This is a genomic window from Methylomonas sp. BW4-1 (genome assembly GCF_052474385.1).
The window spans coordinates 4,385,069-4,402,975 of sequence record NZ_CP184125.1 but is presented as its reverse complement, the minus strand read 5'-3'; the positions used below and the strand labels follow the sequence as shown (position 1 = coordinate 4,402,975).

Sequence of the window (17,907 nt, the reverse complement as noted above, 5' to 3'; positions counted from 1 at the left end):
TCTATTTCCAATTAGGTCTTATAGGAGAAGAAAGTCCAGTTTCAGGGTTATATTGTATTGGCGACTCATTTAAACCACCATTGATGATATTGCCATCCCTGGTTTGCGTCCAAACTTGTGTACCATCTTCAAGTGTTTTCGCAGACCACTGATTTCCGAACCTATCGGGCCCTAATGTTGTCGTTTTGTCATTAGCAACATTTTCCAATAATTGCCTATTGGTGGGTGTATCTGGCAAATGTCCTTCCCGATCACCAAAAATCTTTTTGGCAAAATTTTCCTTAATCGAATAATTCGGACATTGTTCTGCAGGTTGATTCTGTTTTGCCAACATTGCAGGTAAACGTAAGGCACGAAATACAGGCAATGCCATTTCTGGATATACACCTTGCAGGCCAGGCTCAGGGTCGCTGCTATCTAATCCAAATGGATCGATCCATCTTAGCGGGTTATTGTTGACATAGGTATAAGTATTAACGCCCCCCGCCAACCCAATCGGATCGGATTGCAGGTAGCGCCCGAGGTTAGGATCGTAGAAACGGGCGATATTGTAATGCAGGCCGGTTTCTTCATCGTAGTATTGACCGGGGAAACGCAGGTTCTGGGTGATGAAGGCCGTGGTCGGCGTGGCCTTGCCGAACGGATCGAAATCTGCTGCCCAACTGATGTTGCCCGTGCGGTCCGTGGTTTTTTGGGGCGTGCCCAACCGGTCGTTGTGGTAATAATGGATAGGCCAGGGTGTCTGGTTTGGATCCGAGTCCACGTCATAGTTGATCCGCGCCAGCGGCTCGCCTTCCAGGTAAACGTAGCTGTGCGAGAAGGATGTGCCTCCCCACTTGGTTTCATCCAGCAGATTGCCGCTCAATACGTCATAATCAATCGCGACGTTACCGCTGTTTGTCAGTTTCATGCTGCGATAGCCGAAGGCGTCGTACTTATTAGCCTGAACCGAGACTAGGCTTCCGCCCACCTCATCCTTGATGGCCGTCACCAAATGGTCGGTGGCCTGGTAAAAATGCCGGCTGCCTTTCTGGCTCGCGTCGCCGTTTGCGTCGTACTGATAGCTGGCCTGCTGCGCGCCCGTGAGCGCCAGCAGTTTCTGGCTGCCGAGGTCGTAGGTATACGAGGTCTGTGCGCCATTCCGCTCGCTGCTCAGACGGTTGCCTACATCGTCATAGCTAAAGGCATGGGTGTTCACGCCGGTGGCGCTGGACAGCCGGTCCAGCGGGTCGTAACCGAAATTTCGATGACGCCCCGAGGGACTTAATTCGTCGGCCACACTGTCGAGGTTACCGTTCAAGTCATAGCCATAGGTGGCGGCCATGACGCCCGGCACGGTGCGCCCGGTTTCCCGGTAGTCTAAGTCGTAGCGACGGCTGATCTGTTTGCCATTGCCGTAGGTGAGCGATTTGACCGGGCCGAACGGCAGATGGGTGATGTGAGTTGCTAGCGGTGTTGTTATGTCGTAGACCCAGCTAACGGTACCATCATCCCAGTCGTGCAGCGATACCGAGTCGACTTGGCCGGCCGCATCAAAGCCATAAAGAACTTCACGGTATCCCGAATGCGATATTTTTTCTACCTTGCCATCGGCGTCGTAGGCATAGTAAATAAAGTTATCGTAGGTATGCGGCAAACCCTTGGCGGTGATGGAAGTCAACCGTCCTGCCCGGTCGTACTTGAGAGTCCGGTTACCGTTGAAGCCCGAACGTAAGGCGCGCGACAGCTTGCCCAGGTTGCCGTTTTCGTCGTAATAAAACTGCGCGCCGCCATCGCCACTTTTAATCCGATTCAGCGCATCGTAGGTATATGTTACCGACACATTGGCCGCATCCGTTTTACCGATCCGGTTACCGGCGCTGTCGTAGCCGTATTGAGTAATCCCGGTATTGGGACTGTCCAGTTGCATCAGGTCGCCGAGGCCGTTGTAGCTGTAGACGGTGTCGTGGTTGTTGGCATCGGTGACTTGGGTGAGGCGGTCTTGGCCGTCGTAGCGATAGTCGGTCAAGCCGGCGAGAGCATCGGTGCTGCGGATCAGCCGGTTCAGGCTGTCGTATTGGTGCTGGGTGGCATGGCCGTTAGCGTCCGTGACCTGGGTCAGGTTGCCGTTGGCGTCGTATTCGTAGCGTGTGGTCTGGTTGTAGGCGCCGATGTCTTGGGCCAGGCGGTTCAAGGCGTCGTAGACGCGACTGCGGGTTTTAACCACTGCGCCGCTGCTATCGAGAATTTCCTCTTTGGTGCGGTTCCCCATCGCATCCAGCGTGTAATGAATCTTGCCACCCAGGGCGTCGGTGATGTCGGTCAGACGGTGAGCGGCGTCGTAGGTAAACGTATGGGTCACACCGGCTGCCGAGGTAGTTTGAGTCAGGTTGCCGGCTTTGTCGTAGGTGTAGACGGTGGTGTTGCCGTCGACGGTTTTTTGGGTCAGGCGGCCGCGGGCGTCGTAAGCAAAGCCAATCACCAAGCCGTTAGGATCGGTCAGGCTGAGCAGGTGGCCGTTAGCGTCGTAGGCGGTAAAGGTGGTGGTGTGGCCCAGGGCATTGGTGATTTTCCACAGGTCGCCGGGATGGTGAGTGGCCGTGGTATCCGAGTAATAGCTATAGGCGGTGATGTCGTTAACATCGGTACGGGGGCCGTCGGCGCTCAGCACTTGGCCGAGGTTGTTGTAGGTATAGCTCCACCTGCGGTTTTGCCCGGTCACAGTATCGGTGGAGGTTCTACTCAGCAGGTTGCCGCCCGCGTCGTAATTGAAGGCGGTGCGCCGGCCGGCCTCGTCGATTTGGGTGGGCAGGCGGTAGTTGGCGTGCCACTGGGTACTGCGTTTGCGTTCGATGCTGTTCGGCGCCGGCGTGTAAGCACTGAGGTTGGCCGGGCAACTCGAACTGGGCGCCAGGCCTTCCACCCGGACGGTTTCCAGGTTGCGGGTTAGATCGTAGGCATAACAGTTGAGGTTGCCGTTGAAGTCGGTGCGGCTGGCAAGGTTGCCGTTGGCGTCGTAACTTTGGGTGTGGGTTGCCGCAACACTACCGGCTCCGGCGGGCTGGCTAATAGCGGTTAGTTTCTGAACGTTTAAGATAGTCTGAAACGTGTAATGCCGGCTGGCATTGAAGCTATCGACGACATCGGTGCTATTGTCGTTGTTATAGCTCAGCGCTACTTGTTCAACGTCGCCGGCATGTTTGGATAAATTGGCGCGGCCTTGGCTGTCGTAAGCCCAAGTCGCATAACGGTCGCCGTTCTCGTCGGTGATGCCGGTCAGGGCATGCGGGAGGGAGGTGTTTTCGTAATGGTAAAGTTTGAAGCTGCCATCCTGATAGATCACTTTGCTGAGATTGCCGGCGCTATCGTATTGATATTGGCTACTCAGGCCGTCCGGGTAGGTGACGCTGCCGATTCGGTTGGCGCTGTCGTAAGCCAGTTGCAGGCTGTGGCCGAAGGGACCGGTGACCGTAGCCAAGCGTTGGCTGCCGTCATAGCTGTATGTGGTGGTGCGACCGTTGGCTTCGGTGCGGGACATGATGCGACCGGCGGTGTCGTAACGTTCCACCACGCCCAGTTGATCGGTCAAGCTGTAGCCGGTGCTATCTTGGGTCAGCCGCAATCGGCTGTCGGCATCGCCTTGCCAGAGTCCGTTGCTCAATGTGAACCATTCGGCACGGCCATCGGCTTGGTGGATAAAAATCTTGCCGGTTAGAATTTCCAGACTGGGGGCAAGTTGATGGCTCCAACCGTAGCCTATGCTATTAGTATTCCGTAATTGCTGAACACTGTTATAGTGACGTCTGAAAGATAAACCAATACTTTCATTAGAAAAGTCTACGTCTTTTTGATATTTATTTCCTGTTGCGGAATCACATGGATTTCCAACTTTACTAGCGCAACCACTATTTTCACCCGCACTCTTTTGGTAATTGACCCCGGCGCACGTCCCATTAGCGTAATTTGGTGCAGAACCATCAGGACATGAAAGATCTGCTCTACATGTAAATCCCCCTCCACATCCAGTACTTGAGCAGTTAATAATAAGTCCTTGTCCATAATAAGAACATTGAGCAGGGCTTAAATACATGTCTGGGTGACCCGGCCATGTGGCGTGCCAATCAGCTATACGCCCATTTCCAGAGGGCGGCATAGAAAGCTTACCGGGAGCGTAGCCATAATCGTACCAGCTCACAATGGTAGCGGGGTAAGTTGCTAATCCAGTTGTTGGCAATATTATTGCCATAATCAAAGCTGCAACCATCAAAATATGATGGTTTGTGTTATGACTCCACCAAGTGACATAAGTTACGGGCAATACTTTGTTTTGTTTGTGGCTCATAATTTATCCAATGATTTTGTGTCAAGCGATCAGCAATAGTGCGTGTTGCCAATAATGTTCGGCGGGCTGTCAGATTAAATCCTGGTATCTGTCCTGTTCTCTGAGCCATTTTAGAAAGCACAACATCCAATCCCTAATATTTACTGTCCACTCAGCTTGGCCGCAAAAACTAGTTTCAAGAGCTAGGTTAGCCACTAACGGGTATTTTTGTGACTGAATCTACACCAGGTCTATTATTATCAGAGCTTCAGCCAGCCCAACAAACAGAGAAAAAATCATGGGTAACAGCTCTGAAAACTAACCAAAAAACATATTAGCCAATTAACTAACGGCTAAAACGGGTCAAGCAACGGGGAATCAATGCGGAAGCTGAAAGGCAAAAATACGGCCTAAAACCATCACTTGCACACCCGTCAGCCCGAGGGTGTGCAAATGGATGCAATTACGCGCCTGCCGAATCAGTGTGATTCTTAGCCGACTTTGGAATGCTCCCGCCAGTCGATTTTATCCAGCCTAAAACGTTCGATTTTCCGGTACAGCGTGGTACGAGTTATCCCCAGGTTTTTCGCAGCCAAGGAAATGTTGCCCGCGCATTCCCGCAAACTGGCTTTAATGCCGTGCAACTCCCAGTCTTCCAGGGTCATGGTACGGCCCGCAGCCGCCGATATTGGATAAGTCAGCGTGTTGTCCAAAGCGTTATTGTCGTTCCCCGGCAGCACTTTACCCAGCTCTTCGACAAAATCCAGCGGCAAATCCTCGCGGGTAATCAGCGTGTCGCCGGCGGTGTATAGCGTTGCTCTGATGACGTTGATCAACTGGCGAATATTGCCCGGCCACGGGTGTTGCTCAATCAAGGCAATGACGCTGGGGCAAATACTGATTGCCTGCGGATTGGGCAGATTGGCCAGTTCGCGCTGCAAGATGTGGTGAATGATGCCCAGCTTGTCCTCGCGCTCGCGCAAGGGCGGCAGATGAATTTGCGCGCCGTTCAAACGGTAATACAAATCGCGGCGGAAGCGGCCGGCTTCGACGGCTTCCAACAAGGGTACGTTGGTAGCCGCGACGATTTGCACATCCACCTTGATCGGTTTGCTACCACCGACTGGCGTGAACTCCGAGGTTTCCAGGACACGTAACAGCGTGGACTGCAAATCCAGGCTCATATCGCCGATTTCGTCCAGAAACAGAATGCCTTTGTCCGCTAACAGAAATTTCCCCGGTTTGCCGGCACTGCGCGCGCCGGTAAAGCTGCCGGCTTCGTAACCGAACAGCTCGCTTTCGATCAAGTCATGCGGAATCGATGCACAGTTGATCGCAATCAAAGACTGATTTTTCCGCGGTCCGGCCTGTTTCAGCAGATTGACGAAATGATCCTTGCCCACGCCGGATTCGCCGGTAATCAGCATGGGAATCTTATGGTGTTGCAGCTTCACGGCCTTATCTACCAAGGCCGTCAATTGTTCGGACATTGCCGATTCGTATTGGCTGGGCGGCCTTTTGGCCGGTTTGAACGGGATTTTTTCCAACACCCGCGCTTGCGCAACCGGACTCCGGGTTAAGGGCAGATTGGTATTTAGGAGTACGCACAACAAATGCAAGAATGCGAACAAGGAGTTCATGCTTTCCTGTCTATCGCTGATCAAGCCGATCACAGCTTGGACGTTATCGTCCTCATCCAACAAGGGGTAACCGACCGTGGTGAAGGGATGTAACAGGCTGACAAAATGCTCCATGCCCTGAAAAGCAATCGGTTTTTTCAGTTGCGCGGCGGTGCCGATGCCGTTATTGCCCAACACCGCTTCGCTCCAGCGGCTGTGCTTTTCGTACAAACTCAGCATGAAAGGGCTGGCAAACGGATTTTCGCCCAAGACTTGCAACAGGTGTCCGTCGGCATCGGTCAATACCAGCATGACGCCGGCTTCTTTCAAAAACACGTCGAACTGATGCCCCAAATGCCGCAGCATTTCGGCAATATCGTGAGCGGCACGGTTGATGCGCGGCTCCGGATCGGTGGTGAAACGCCAATGATCCCAGCGCGCGTAATTGCCCAATGGCAATTGGTATTCTTCCAGACAGCGGCGCCAGGATTCCGAGACTTCCGGGCGTACCCAGTCCGTGTGATCGGGCACGCAACGGCTCTGTGCCATCCAGCGCCAGGCCTGTATCGGGCGGTCAACTTCAAACGCTAGGGAGGTTTTGAACTCGCAGGCTTCTTTGATGATTTTAACGTTGTGGGGCAAGTGCAAGGCAATATCCATTTTTCCTCTTGTATTTTGGTGCGCCAATTTAGTATCGGCACAAAACAAAAATATAAAAAACAGAGGTTTAGCTGCTTTTTACGGCGATGTTGTCCAAAATAACAAAATCAAAAAAAGAGGCAATGCGACATAACGTCACATTGCCTTACTCCATTGCAGAATAATGGATAGCTCTAACTTTCGGAGAGAGGAGGTTGAGGTAGAAATTACAATTACATACGGGGATCTTCGCGGGTGGCGGCAGCCCATTCCGGCGAATAACCGGCCATGATGGACAAGTCCGGCACGTTCATGATCACCGTCTCGCTGCTGATCAAAGTAGCCACCACGCTCACTGCATTGCGCAAGGCGGTGCGCAACACTTTGACCGGATCGATAATCCCAATATCCAGAAAATGCCCGTAGTTTAAATACTGCATATCCACGGCAAATGCCGGGTCAGCCTGGGTAGCTAAGCGCATCAGCACGTCTTCGTTGTTCAGGCCGCCATTGTTCAACAATTGCCGGAGCGGCGCGCCCAGTGCCTGCTTGACGATGGCGATGCCTTGTTGCTGCTCGGCATTTTCGGCAATCACTTCGTCCAGCACCGTGGTGCAACGCCACAAACCGATACCGCCGCCGGGTAACACGCCTTCTTGCAGCGCAGCCTTGGCGGACAAATAGGCATTTTCGATGCGCACCAGCCGCTCTTTGATTTCCACGTCGGAGATACCGCCGACCTGGAAGCTGCCGGTCTTCCCGGATAGGATAGCGATGCGCTCTTCCAGCTCTTCGGCTTCGTGTAAATTGCCGGTGGCGGAACCTTCGCCGGGTTTACGGGCGCGAACCAGTGCCAACTCGCGCCTTAAGGCCTCTATGCGTGCGTTCACGGGTTCGCGCGTACCCGCCGCGCCGATGATCGTCGTATTACCTTCCGAGATGACCGCGCGCTGCGCCTGACCCAGTTGCGCCAGCGTGACGTCTTCCAGCCGCATGGCCCGCTCCTGCAAAATAGCGGCGCCGCCGGTCAACAGGGCCAAATCGCTCAGCCTGTTGATGCGTTTGTCACCGAAGCCTGGCGGCTTGACCGCCACCACTTTGAAAATGCCGCGCACATGATTCAGCAACAAGCCCGTTAACGCTTTCTCGGCGACCGCTTCGGCGATGACCAAAAGCGCGCGGCCTTCCGCCGCGACGTCTTCCAGCAGGGGTACCAGATCCATGAAGTCGCTGATTTCCCGGTCGTACAACAGAATGTAGGGCTGCTCCAAAACCGCTTCGGCGCGGGTTTTATCGGTGATGAAATAGGGCGACAAAAAGCCCTGCTCGTAATGGATACCTTCCACAATCTCCAGTTGGTCTTCGCGGCCATTACCCAATTGAAAGGTCAAGGTGCCGGTTTCGCCAAGCTCGGCCAGGGCCTGTTTCAGGAGCTTGCCGACACCGGCTTCGCCTTTACTGGCGACCCGCGTAATCTTTTCGACCCAGTCTGCCGCGCTGTCGGTGACAGCCGATTTTTGTAAATGCTGCTCCACCAAGATCAGCGCCAACTCCATGCCTTTTTGCAATTGCAGGGGATGAAAACCGGCCGCGACGCTTTTCAGCGCTTCCTCCGCCAGGCTTTGCGCCAGCACAATCGCCGTGGTGGTACCGTCGCCCACTTCGCGAGACACCGCGCCGGCGACGTCCCGCAACATGCGGGCACCCAAATCGGCAATCCGGTCTTCCATGATGATGGCATTGGCAACAGTAACGCCATCTCGGGTAAAGACGGGCATGACGCCGTCGGTTCGGTGTTGAATCATCACGGCAGGGCCGGCGCTACCCAGCGTAACGCTCGCCGCGCGTGCTACCGCATTGATGCCTTGCAGCAGACGTTGGCGAGCTTCCGGGTTGTAAATAACGTGTTTACTCATTTCTAGGGTGTCCCCATTGGTTAGAGGTGCGAATTTAATTTCATCAAGGTTTGCCCTACCTGGGCGCGGGTTTGACGAGCACGTTGCGCATTGGCCCAAGTACGAATCAGGATTTTGTCCCAGTAATCCAGGCTGCGTTTAAAGTCCTGCTCTTCTTCATCCGTGAATTCCTGATTCCAGAATGTCTTTAATTCCTGAACTCTGGCATCGCCCAATTTTTCAAAAATCTCCTGCTCATCTATCACCAGTTTTCTGATCGTTTCGTCTAGTTGCACCGCCATACCAACCAGAAACTCTACATCGTCGGCTTTCATAGTCGCCTCAGCGTGGTTGCGCGATTTTTCGATAGGAAAAAAAGGCTGATTTGGATCGGCAAACAGGGTGGCTGCGCAGGGAAACGGCAGCGCAGCACCCTGTTTGCCCGTGGCGTTAAGGCGAACCGCTAGGCAGGAATTTTTCAAGGTAGATACGTTCCTTAGGGATGCCCATTTCGGCGCACACCGCAAAGGTGGCGTCGACCATGCCCGGCGGCCCGCACAGATATAAATCCGGCTTGGCGCCGGTATCCTGCAAATCGCGGCGCAGGATGTCGACCACACTGCCTTTTTCGCAATGCCAGTCGTCCGAACATTTCCAGACGCAGTTTCTCAGCTCCAGCGTCGGCATTTGTGCGGCCAGTTGATTCAGTTCATCCAGATGGAAAATTTCGGCTTCGGTGTTTACCCCAAAATAGATGATGCACTTTTGCGGTTCTTCCCATTCGTGCATCCGCCGCACCATCGATAATATCGGCGCCAGTCCGGTGCCGCCGGCCACAAAATAGCGCGGGGTAAAACCGTTTTCCTTCAAACCGAAAACGCCGGACGGGCCTTTGACGTTTAATTTCTGACCCAACTTGGCGTCGTTTTTTAAATATTCTGAAAATTTGCCGCCATCGACGATGCGAATCAAAAACTCCAGATCGCCGGTTTTATTGGACGTGTTGGCGGGGGAGTATGAACGGGTGATGGTGGTGCCGGGAATTTCCAAATCAAAAAACTGCCCGGAGTCGAACTTGATGGTTTGATCGTCGCCCGTGCGCCGCAGCAGCAGTTTCACCACGTTGATGGAAATTGGCGTTAGCTCAATGACTTCCGCTACAAACGTCAAACCTTCCGGTGAGAATGAAATCCGGTCGTAGGTATAAGGTACTTCGACTTCCAAATCGCTCACGGGGTAGCAACGGCATAACAACACTTCGCCGGCCTCTTCTTCTTCGTAGGGCAAAGCCTGCGAACTGCATTTGCCCAAAACGTAATCGCCTTCCGCGCAAAATCCTTTGCAAGTCGCGCAACCGCCTTCCCGGCAAGAAGACATCAAATATATATCCTGCCGCACCGCTGCCGTGATGACATCCTCGTCTTCGTAACAATCAAAGCAAACGGATTCCCCGTCTTGCGTAATGATTTTAATTTGATGGGCGCTCATGTCATTCTCCCAGGCATTGGTTTTTGGCCGACACGCTGAAAAAAGCCAATACGTGCTCAACCGCACGCCGCGATGCGTCCAGGGTTAGCGAGCAACCTTCCTGCACCAATTTTTGGTCGCGGTAGATGGTCCAGCGCCACATGAACTCGAGATCTTCGCAGAAAGCAGCGTAAGGCGCGGTGTCGTATAGCGTGGTGAGTTTGTCGGCTTCACTGGGAAAAGCGGGCGCAACCGCCGACTTAAAATTTGAGAAAAAATCCATAATACTGATTCTATGAAATGGTTCGTTGAGATCGAAGCGCACACAAACGCCCTCTCGCTCACGGCGATGTAAGCGGCGAGTAGGTTTTGTCCGCTATCGGTTTGTTGGCTATAAAAGGATGCGCCACGCGCAAGTGCGGCGCATCCTGCCGAACGATTACTGCAAGGTGACCACTTTCACGCCGCGTTTCTGACGCAATGCCTCTAACGGCAAGGCGTAGTAGTCGGTGTTGCGCAGTTCCATCAACTTGGTCCCCAACTGGCGGTCGGTGTCCAGAAACACATTGACCGGCATCACAGGCGGTTTGCAGGCCAGTCTGAAGTTGATGTGAATGCGCTCTGCTTCGTACATGTCCGTGCATGCCTCCATTTTGGCAATTACTTCATTTGCCACTTGCTGGGCATTGGCGCCGCAGGTGCAGTTGTTGAGCAGTTGAGTGTCGTTGAATTCCTTGTGCTTCAACAGCGCCAGCTTTTCTTCGATTTTCAACTCAATCCACAGGCCATCCAATTCCAGCGACCAATCGGTTTTGAACGGACTCATGTGCTTGGCGCGGAAGTCGGTAATGAAGGCGTGCGCCTTTGCCAGGGTATCCAGCGTGGCAATTTTGGCCATCCAGGCATTACGGGTGGGGTTGTCATGAATATTTGCCATGGTGTTCTCCTACGCCGCAGCCAAGTCTTTCAGTTTCACGTCAAGACCCATCAACTCGGAAGTGATGGTGAAGGTCTCGCCCAGGGTATAAGCACGGCCGATGGTGGACGACACATCCACCAACAGGTCGTAAACACTGTAGTGCTTGCCCAGTAATTCCGAAACTTCGACGCAGTCGATCTCGATTTTGCCGGTCGCTTTCAGCCACCAGAAACCGGCGCGGTCTTCCACCACCAGCGTGGGGTTGTCCGCCTTGTGCGAACCTTGCAGAATTTCTTCCACCACGGTGTTGAGTTCATCGGATTTTTTCAGAACCAGCACCACTTCGTGGCTTTCGTGCACGACCTGGTTATCTTCGGCAAAGTATTCATCGGCAAAGGCTTTGCCGGTTTTTTGCATAATGCCTGCGTTGTAAGCATTTGAACTTTTCGACATGAGTTTTCCTTATTTGAGTCCGCTTAACACGGTTTTGACGAGGGCATTGGTATCGACTTTAAAGTTGATAGGATCGGCGAAATCGCGTTTCCAATCGGCAAATACCCTAACCAGCGCCGCTTCGATGGCGGCTTTGTCGCTGACGCCTTTGATTTCCGGAATCGTGGCGTAAATAGCCATGAAATCTTTCAGCGCATCGACGGTTCTGGGCAGCCACTTATTGGCCCAAGCCCGCATCAACCGGTTGTTGTAATCGCCGAATTCCACGTCGGCCCCCAGACAGGTATGGAACATGTCGGTGGTGATGCCTTTGGTTTGCGAGAAATACAACTGCATTTGATTGATAAAGAACGGGGTCAAGTTATCGCCGTAATAAGACGACAAACGCATAAAGAACTCTCTGCGTACAAATTGCCCGAAGATGGGGTCGCAAATCATATGGCCGGAGAACAAGATTTCGTTCCAGTCATAAGTAGCTTGCCAAATATCCTGGACCAGTTCCCTGGCGCCTTTGAAAATCGCCCCCTTAGTCCATTCCTGTTTGGGAATGTCGGTCGACTCGGGGAAACCCGGCACCAATTTAGACAAAAAGGTACGTTCCGCTTGAATCATTTGCGCGTTGTCTACCTTGTCCAAACCGATCATGGCACTGCTCATCCGTAAGGTGTCGCCCAGGCAATCGCGCACCACCGAGGAATGCGCATTGAACAAGCCATACTCGTAAAAACCGAAGGCGCCGAGATAGTCGCCCAATACTTCATCGCGCCAGACCGGATCGATCGAACGCACGTGGCCGTCGGCGGAATAGGCTTTCAGAAAGCGGTCGGTATAACGCCACTCTTCGGCTTTATCCTTGACATACAGCGCATGCCAACGGAAAGCCGGGTCGCGGTGCGCCAGCCAATCCGAGCTGCGCATTTCGGTGGATTCGTTACTCCAGGACGGACGACCGCCATGGAATTTTTGGGTCCAATCGCCCCAGTCCAAGCCGCCGGGAATCCAGTCTGGTGTCGGCTGGCTATAGCAACACAACACTTCATATTCATTGATCCGCTTACCGCGCGGCTTCATGAAGTAATTCATTTTGCGCTGGGTTTCCAGAGGCTTGTCCGGCACTGCGGCCATGATCACTGCGGCGATTTCCGGGTCGGTCAGGCCGCGTCTGCCGCCATTTACTTCTATAGACATAAGCTATTTCCTTAAAGAATTGAAACGATTACAGGGCTTTCAACGGATCGGAAAACACGCAATTAATCCGTTTGATGTCGTCCAGTGTCCACAGCTTGCCGTCCTTTTTGGTGTGTGGCTGGCTGATCAGGGTTTTACCGTCGCTACGCACGCCAAAGCCTTCGGCAATCACTTCCGACAATTCGCGGCCTTCGTATTGTTCGAAGATGTTTTGGCACTCATAACGCTCGGGCTCGGACAGCCACATTCTTTCGCCCCATTGGTCGCTGAAGGAATGTTTTTTGCCGTTGTATTCCAGTACCCGCAGCGTGCTTTCGCCTTTGCAGTAACTAGGGCAGAACGGCACTTGCGAAACCCGGTCGATATAGATCGGATGGTTGTTTTCGATGAACCATTGGATGGGCAGGAAGCCGCTGCTGGGATCTTCGCAACCGCGCGCGCGCCATTCGTCGTAGACTTTGCCGTACATGTCGTACCAGCCGGGGTAATTGGCTTCGTACCATTCCGCTTCTTCCTGGGTTGGCAGGCTCAAACGGAAGAAACCGGTGGGCCACAAGGCATAAGCAATCAGGAACAAGTCGTGATGCGCCCAGTAAGCGTCTTTTTTGGCATCGCGCAAGCTGCGTGGCGACTCGACGCCGTATTTGCCCAAACGGCCGATCCAGATACCGCCCCAATCTTCGTACACCCAGCGGTTCCAGGTTTTCACCCAAGGCTCGACCTTGAAATGGCTGCCGTACTCGAACATCATGCCCAATACCGGTGTGAAGTATTTTTGTTGGGTCCAGAAGGCGTTGTTCAAATCGGTATTCAGATATTTCGAAGCCGCTTCGTCGTTGGCGATGGATACCACGGTTTGATAACCGTTAGCCATGTGACGCAACTCGTCGGTTTCGATGGACAAGAACACGGTCGGCGTCATCTCGTCGCCGTTGGCGGACGCCCATTCGGTTACGGCCACGATCAATGGATTGGTAAAGCAGGCTTCGCCGACCAACTGCAGGTTGATGGAGCATTCCACCGCATCGCCGGAAATAAAGCCATCGGAGAATACCCGTTTCATGCCTTTCCACAGCGGGCCAATGGCTCGGGTGCGACGGGCATCGTTATGACCGGCGGCGTCTTGGCCTTGCTTGGCAAAGTAATAGTTGATGTAAGCGCATTGGTTGGTGTGGCGAATTTCGTCGAGCACTTGGCCCAAGTAACCGTTTTTTTGCTCGGGCGCGGTCGCGGAATCCCACAGCATGCCGGTAGCGGCAATGGCGTTGTATTCGCCCACTTCCAGGAAGTTGGAGATGATCTTCATCGACTCGTTCCATTTCGGATGCACGCGGTTCGCCGCATCCACCCGCGTCAACACGTCTTGCAAGCTGCCGAATTGACGCTCGTCCTTCACCGATTCCATGCGAGCATATTCTTTAGCGATCAGCTTGAATTGCTCCTTGGTATCGTTGGCCATTTTGTATTTGGTCGAATACTTGGTGCGATTTTTATCAAAATCCCAGGTAAAGCTCTGCATCCAGCGGTGAACTTCCTGTGCACCCACACTGACGGGCGCCGGATTGGCGGCCAACGCATCGGTTGCGGCTTTTGTGGCGGTACTTATAGCCATATTGAATCCTCGTTGTGGTGTTATAAGAATGGTGAGGCTGTCGTCATTAAGCTAAGCGGTGACTTTCCGTTGCCTTAAAGCGCTGATTGGCCTGGACTGACGCCAGCCTCGGTGGTCAGATTGCAACACGTGTGCCAGTATTGCTTTATTTGATTAAGTCTTTTATTAACAATGCCTTAGATGGCGTTGTCTATGGCTTTGAGCCGGCGCTTTTTAAAGAATGAGCGTCCAATAACTGGACAGTGCTTAGAAATAAGACGTCCAGTTCGCGGGTTTTGCTGGGCGATACCGGCACTGCGATACAATGCGGATTTTGTTTGGATGAAGAGTTGATTCGGTATGAAACTACTGAGCTATAAATACAATGGTCAAGTACATATTGGCGCACTGGTTGGCGCGCAAATTGTCCCGGCCGGCGCGGATTTGCCCGGCAATATGCTCGATTTTCTGGCGGCTGGAGAGTCGGCGAAACTAGCGCTGCAAAAGCAGATTGCTGCCGACGGCGAACGCATCGCTCTCAGCGACGTGCAGTTGTTGGCGCCGATTCCGCGTCCCGGCAAGCTGTTGGGCGTTGGTTTGAATTACGCCGATCACATCGGTGAAACGGGTTTGGAAAAACCGGAATATCCAACCTTTTTTACCAAGCAAAGTACCTGCGTCATCGCCGATGGCGATGCGATTCATCTGCCGCCGGTGTCGGACAAGGTTGATTACGAGGGCGAGTTGGCGTTTGTGATTGGCAAGCGCTGCAAACACGTATCGGTCGAACAGGCGCATGAAGTCATCGCCGGCTACACCATTTGCAACGATGTGACGGTGCGTGATTGGCAGCAACGCACGCCAACCTGGACCTTGGGCAAATCCTTCGATACTCATGGTCCACTGGGGCCATGGCTGGTGACGGCCGACGAAATCGTCGATCCGCATAATCTCAGTTTAAAAACCTGGGTGGGCGACGAGTTGCGGCAAAACGGTAATACCGGCGATATGATTTTTAATTGTTACGAATTGATTGCTTATCTGACGCAAGTGATGACGTTGGAGCCGGGCGATGTGATCAGTACCGGTACACCGGCCGGGGTGGGGGTAAAAATGAAGCCGCGCGGCTATTTAAAGCCGGGGCAAACCGTGCGTATCGAGATTGAAGGCATCGGCACGCTAAGCAATCCGGTGATTGCCGAGCCGGAACATTTTTTGGTCGGCGCCTCAGGTTAAGCATCGATTAAGTCTGACTCGGATATGCTAAGCCCAACTTTAGATTAGAGGGCCAACCAGCCAAGAGGCAGTCATGAAAACCATACAAGTCGCCATTCTCACCATCGCCGCATTAACCCTGTCGGGTTGCGCGACCGGCTATTATCAGCGTGGCTATGTGGGTTACGGTGGCGGCTATTCATCGCCCAGCTATTCGCAAAATTATGGTCGCGGCTATGCCAACCCGAGCACCAGCATCACGTATGGCCGTTACTATGTGCAGCCCAGTTATCGCTCGGAGCATCATCACGACGATCATCATGACTGGCATCAACCTGCGCCGCATTTCGATCATCGTGTTGGCGGCTGGCAAGGACGAGACTTTGGGCGTCGGGACTTTGATCGTGAACGGCATGCCGAACAAAGATCCCTCCAACAACAATCGATGCCGGAGCGGCAGGAACGCGGTTTCGGGCGCAGGGACAGTGACGGCGACCATCAGCGCGGCGGCTGGGGCGGGCGTTTCGGCAGACGCGGAGACTAAGCGCGCCTAGGCAGTGGATTTCTACAATTCGATGCGGATTCCCAGCTCGATCACACGTTCGACGGGGATTTTGAAATACTCTATCGCGCTACTGGAATTATGCGTTAAGAAACTGAACAAGGAGCGCCGCCATTTCGGCATCGGGCTTTTGCGGCGGAACGACAGTTTCTCGCTACCGATAAAAAACGAGACGGATTTTTGATCGATATCCAAGCCTTCGTGGCAGCAAAGTTGCAGGGCGCGGCGCACGTCCTGTTCCTCCTGAAATCCGAAATACAATTTCACCCGGTAAAAGCCACCGCTATCGCCGAACATGCGGATTTTTACCCTATGGGCTTCATCCACGTAAGGTTCCTCGCGGGTCACGATGGTCAGCACGATGAGTTTTTCGTGCATCACATGGTTGTGCTCCAGGTTGTGCAGCAAGACCTGCGGCACACCGTGTACGCTGCGGGCCATATAGATTGCCGTGCCGGGTACCGTAACCAGGGGCCGGTCTTTCAAACGTTCGTCCAAGTCCTCGAACAATACCCGTTTTTCGTCCAGGTACCGGGCTAATAATTCCTTGCCTTTGATCCAGGTGGTCATAATCAAGAAAAACACCGTACCCACCACCAGCGGCAACCAGCCGCCGTGCGGGATTTTCAGGCTGTTGGAAGATAGAAACAGCAGGTCGATAATCAAAAAGGTCGACAGAAAAGCAATGCTGGTGGCTTTGTTCCATTGCCATAGGGCCTGGATGACGATAAAGGCCAGGATGGTATCGACAATCATCGTGCCGGTTACGGCAATGCCGTATGCCGATGCCAATGCGGACGACGATCTGAAACTCAAAACTAAAATAAACACCGAGACCATTAGCAGCCAATTCACGGCAGGCAAATAGACTTGGCCCATTTCGTCGCCGGAGGTGTGGCGAACATTCATCCTGGGACAGTAACCGAGTTGTATGGCTTGCCGGGTTACAGAAAACGCCCCGGAAATGACGGCTTGCGAGGCAATCACGGTGGACAGTGTCGCCAGGATCAGCAGCGGATACAGGGCCCAATGCGGTGCCATTAGATAAAACGGATTTTCAACGGCCTTGGGATTGCCGATCAACAATGCGCCTTGGCCAAAGTAATTAAGCAGCAAGGCCGGAAACACGAAATAGAACCAGGCGCGCCGAATTGGTTTTAAGCCGAAATGTCCCATATCGGCATATAAGGCTTCGGCGCCGGTTATCGCCAACACCACCGCGCCCATGATTAAAAAGCCTTTCCAGCCCAATTCAATTAACAAACTGACCGCGTAATAGGGGTTGACCGCCATCAATACATCCGGATGTTGGACAATACTGATGCCGCCCAACAGACCCAGCGTGGCAAACCAGAAGCACATGATGGGCGCAAACATTCTGCCGACTTTGCCGGTGCCTTTGGTCTGGATAAAAAACAGCACGCTGAGCACGATGATGGTGATCGGCAAAACGTAATGTTCCAGGCGCGGCGCCACGATTTGCAAACCTTCCACGGCGCTGAGTACCGAAATCGCCGGGGTAATCATGCTGTCGCCATAAAACAACGATGCACCAAGCAGGCCGATGGTGACGATGAACGCTTTGCGTTCCGGATTATCTTTGGACCCCTGCAAGGCCAGCGCCATCAAGGCCATGATGCCGCCTTCGCCCTTATTGTCGGCGCGCATGATAAAAATGGCGTATTTGGTGGTGACCACCAAGGTGATAGCCCAAAAAATCAAGGACAGCACCCCGAGCACATGGGCGGCATCGGTCGGCAAGCCGCCGTGAAAAACCTCTTTTACCGCATACAAAGGACTGGTGCCGATGTCCCCAAACACCACGCCTATCGCGCTTAAAGCCAGTGTGTTGACTTGACCCTGGGGATGATCGGATTGTTTTACGGACATATGGAATCAATCGGAAATACAAGACGGGAGTGGAAATTATGCCACAGATTGTAATTTAGCCCGAAACCGTCATCAGCCAGTGGGGATTTTGACGGCTGAAACGTCTTAGTAAGGAATGGTTAGATAGTGTTGTTTCCTGTAAGGATGGCTGTCGCGCTAAGACGTATTA

14 protein-coding genes and 1 pseudogene are annotated in these 17,907 nt (G+C 53.3%); 2 read left to right on the top strand and 13 right to left on the bottom strand.

All coding sequences use genetic code 11. From position 1 onward, the window contains the following. Position 1 precedes the first annotated feature (1 nt). From ACH5Y9_RS20390 to mmoX, 12 genes and pseudogenes are all read right to left on the bottom strand, one after another. Positions 2-3,640, bottom strand: coding sequence for an RHS repeat-associated core domain-containing protein (locus ACH5Y9_RS20390; RefSeq protein WP_445369911.1), 3,639 nt, complete (start codon positions 3,638-3,640; stop codon positions 2-4). Positions 3,641-3,709: 69 nt separating this feature from the next. Beyond that, positions 3,710-3,805: pseudogene (locus ACH5Y9_RS20385) on the bottom strand (DUF6531 domain-containing protein); the annotation flags it as partial. Positions 3,806-3,816: 11 nt separating this feature from the next. Next, positions 3,817-4,038 (bottom strand): hypothetical protein, encoded by a 222-nt coding sequence (locus tag ACH5Y9_RS20380; RefSeq protein ID WP_445369930.1) that lies wholly within the window; start codon positions 4,036-4,038, stop codon positions 3,817-3,819. 753 nt (positions 4,039-4,791) lie between these two features. Then, positions 4,792-6,579 carry a sigma-54-dependent Fis family transcriptional regulator gene (locus tag ACH5Y9_RS20375; RefSeq protein WP_445367374.1) on the bottom strand — a complete coding sequence of 596 codons (1,788 nt, stop codon included), beginning with the start codon at positions 6,577-6,579 and terminating at the stop codon, positions 4,792-4,794. A gap of 212 nt (positions 6,580-6,791) precedes the next feature. Further along, the gene (gene groEL / locus ACH5Y9_RS20370; protein WP_445367373.1) at positions 6,792-8,474 is read right to left on the bottom strand and encodes a chaperonin GroEL; all 1,683 of its coding nucleotides are present in this window, start codon (positions 8,472-8,474) and stop codon (positions 6,792-6,794) included. 20 nt (positions 8,475-8,494) lie between these two features. Then, positions 8,495-8,935, bottom strand: coding sequence for a hypothetical protein (locus ACH5Y9_RS20365; protein ID WP_445367372.1), 441 nt, complete (start codon positions 8,933-8,935; stop codon positions 8,495-8,497). After that, on the bottom strand, positions 8,904-9,941 hold the full coding sequence (gene mmoC / locus ACH5Y9_RS20360) for an aromatic/alkene monooxygenase hydroxylase FAD-binding subunit MmoC (protein WP_171696933.1): 1,038 nt from the start codon (positions 9,939-9,941) through the stop codon (positions 8,904-8,906). The genes ACH5Y9_RS20365 and mmoC overlap by 32 nt, the downstream gene beginning before the upstream one ends. Position 9,942: 1 nt before the next feature. Beyond that, positions 9,943-10,203, bottom strand: a complete 261-nt coding sequence (mmoD, locus tag ACH5Y9_RS20355) for a soluble methane monooxygenase-binding protein MmoD (protein WP_051670140.1) — start codon at positions 10,201-10,203, stop codon at positions 9,943-9,945. 156 nt (positions 10,204-10,359) lie between these two features. Further along, positions 10,360-10,857: an aromatic/alkene monooxygenase hydroxylase subunit gamma gene (gene mmoZ / locus ACH5Y9_RS20350; protein ID WP_033157498.1), complete on the bottom strand. Its 498-nt coding sequence runs from the start codon at positions 10,855-10,857 to the stop codon at positions 10,360-10,362. A 9-nt stretch (positions 10,858-10,866) separates the two neighbouring features. Next, the gene (mmoB, locus tag ACH5Y9_RS20345) at positions 10,867-11,292 is read right to left on the bottom strand and encodes a methane monooxygenase regulator MmoB (RefSeq protein WP_033157497.1); all 426 of its coding nucleotides are present in this window, start codon (positions 11,290-11,292) and stop codon (positions 10,867-10,869) included. 9 nt (positions 11,293-11,301) lie between these two features. Beyond that, entirely contained in the window at positions 11,302-12,480 is a 1,179-nt protein-coding gene (gene mmoY, locus ACH5Y9_RS20340; RefSeq protein WP_033157496.1) for an aromatic/alkene monooxygenase hydroxylase subunit beta, read from the bottom strand. Positions 12,481-12,508: 28 nt separating this feature from the next. Next, entirely contained in the window at positions 12,509-14,092 is a 1,584-nt protein-coding gene (gene mmoX, locus ACH5Y9_RS20335) for an aromatic/alkene monooxygenase hydroxylase subunit alpha (RefSeq protein ID WP_033157495.1), read from the bottom strand. A gap of 339 nt (positions 14,093-14,431) precedes the next feature. Between mmoX and ACH5Y9_RS20330 the strand changes: the two genes are divergently transcribed. Then, positions 14,432-15,307, top strand: a complete 876-nt coding sequence (locus ACH5Y9_RS20330; protein ID WP_445367371.1) for a fumarylacetoacetate hydrolase family protein — start codon at positions 14,432-14,434, stop codon at positions 15,305-15,307. Positions 15,308-15,380: 73 nt separating this feature from the next. Then, positions 15,381-15,830 (top strand): hypothetical protein, encoded by a 450-nt coding sequence (locus ACH5Y9_RS20325; RefSeq protein WP_445367370.1) that lies wholly within the window; start codon positions 15,381-15,383, stop codon positions 15,828-15,830. 21 nt (positions 15,831-15,851) lie between these two features. On the opposite strand, the gene ACH5Y9_RS20320 is transcribed toward ACH5Y9_RS20325, so the two are convergent. After that, positions 15,852-17,738: a potassium transporter Kup gene (locus ACH5Y9_RS20320; RefSeq protein ID WP_445367369.1), complete on the bottom strand. Its 1,887-nt coding sequence runs from the start codon at positions 17,736-17,738 to the stop codon at positions 15,852-15,854. Positions 17,739-17,907: the final 169 nt, after the last annotated feature.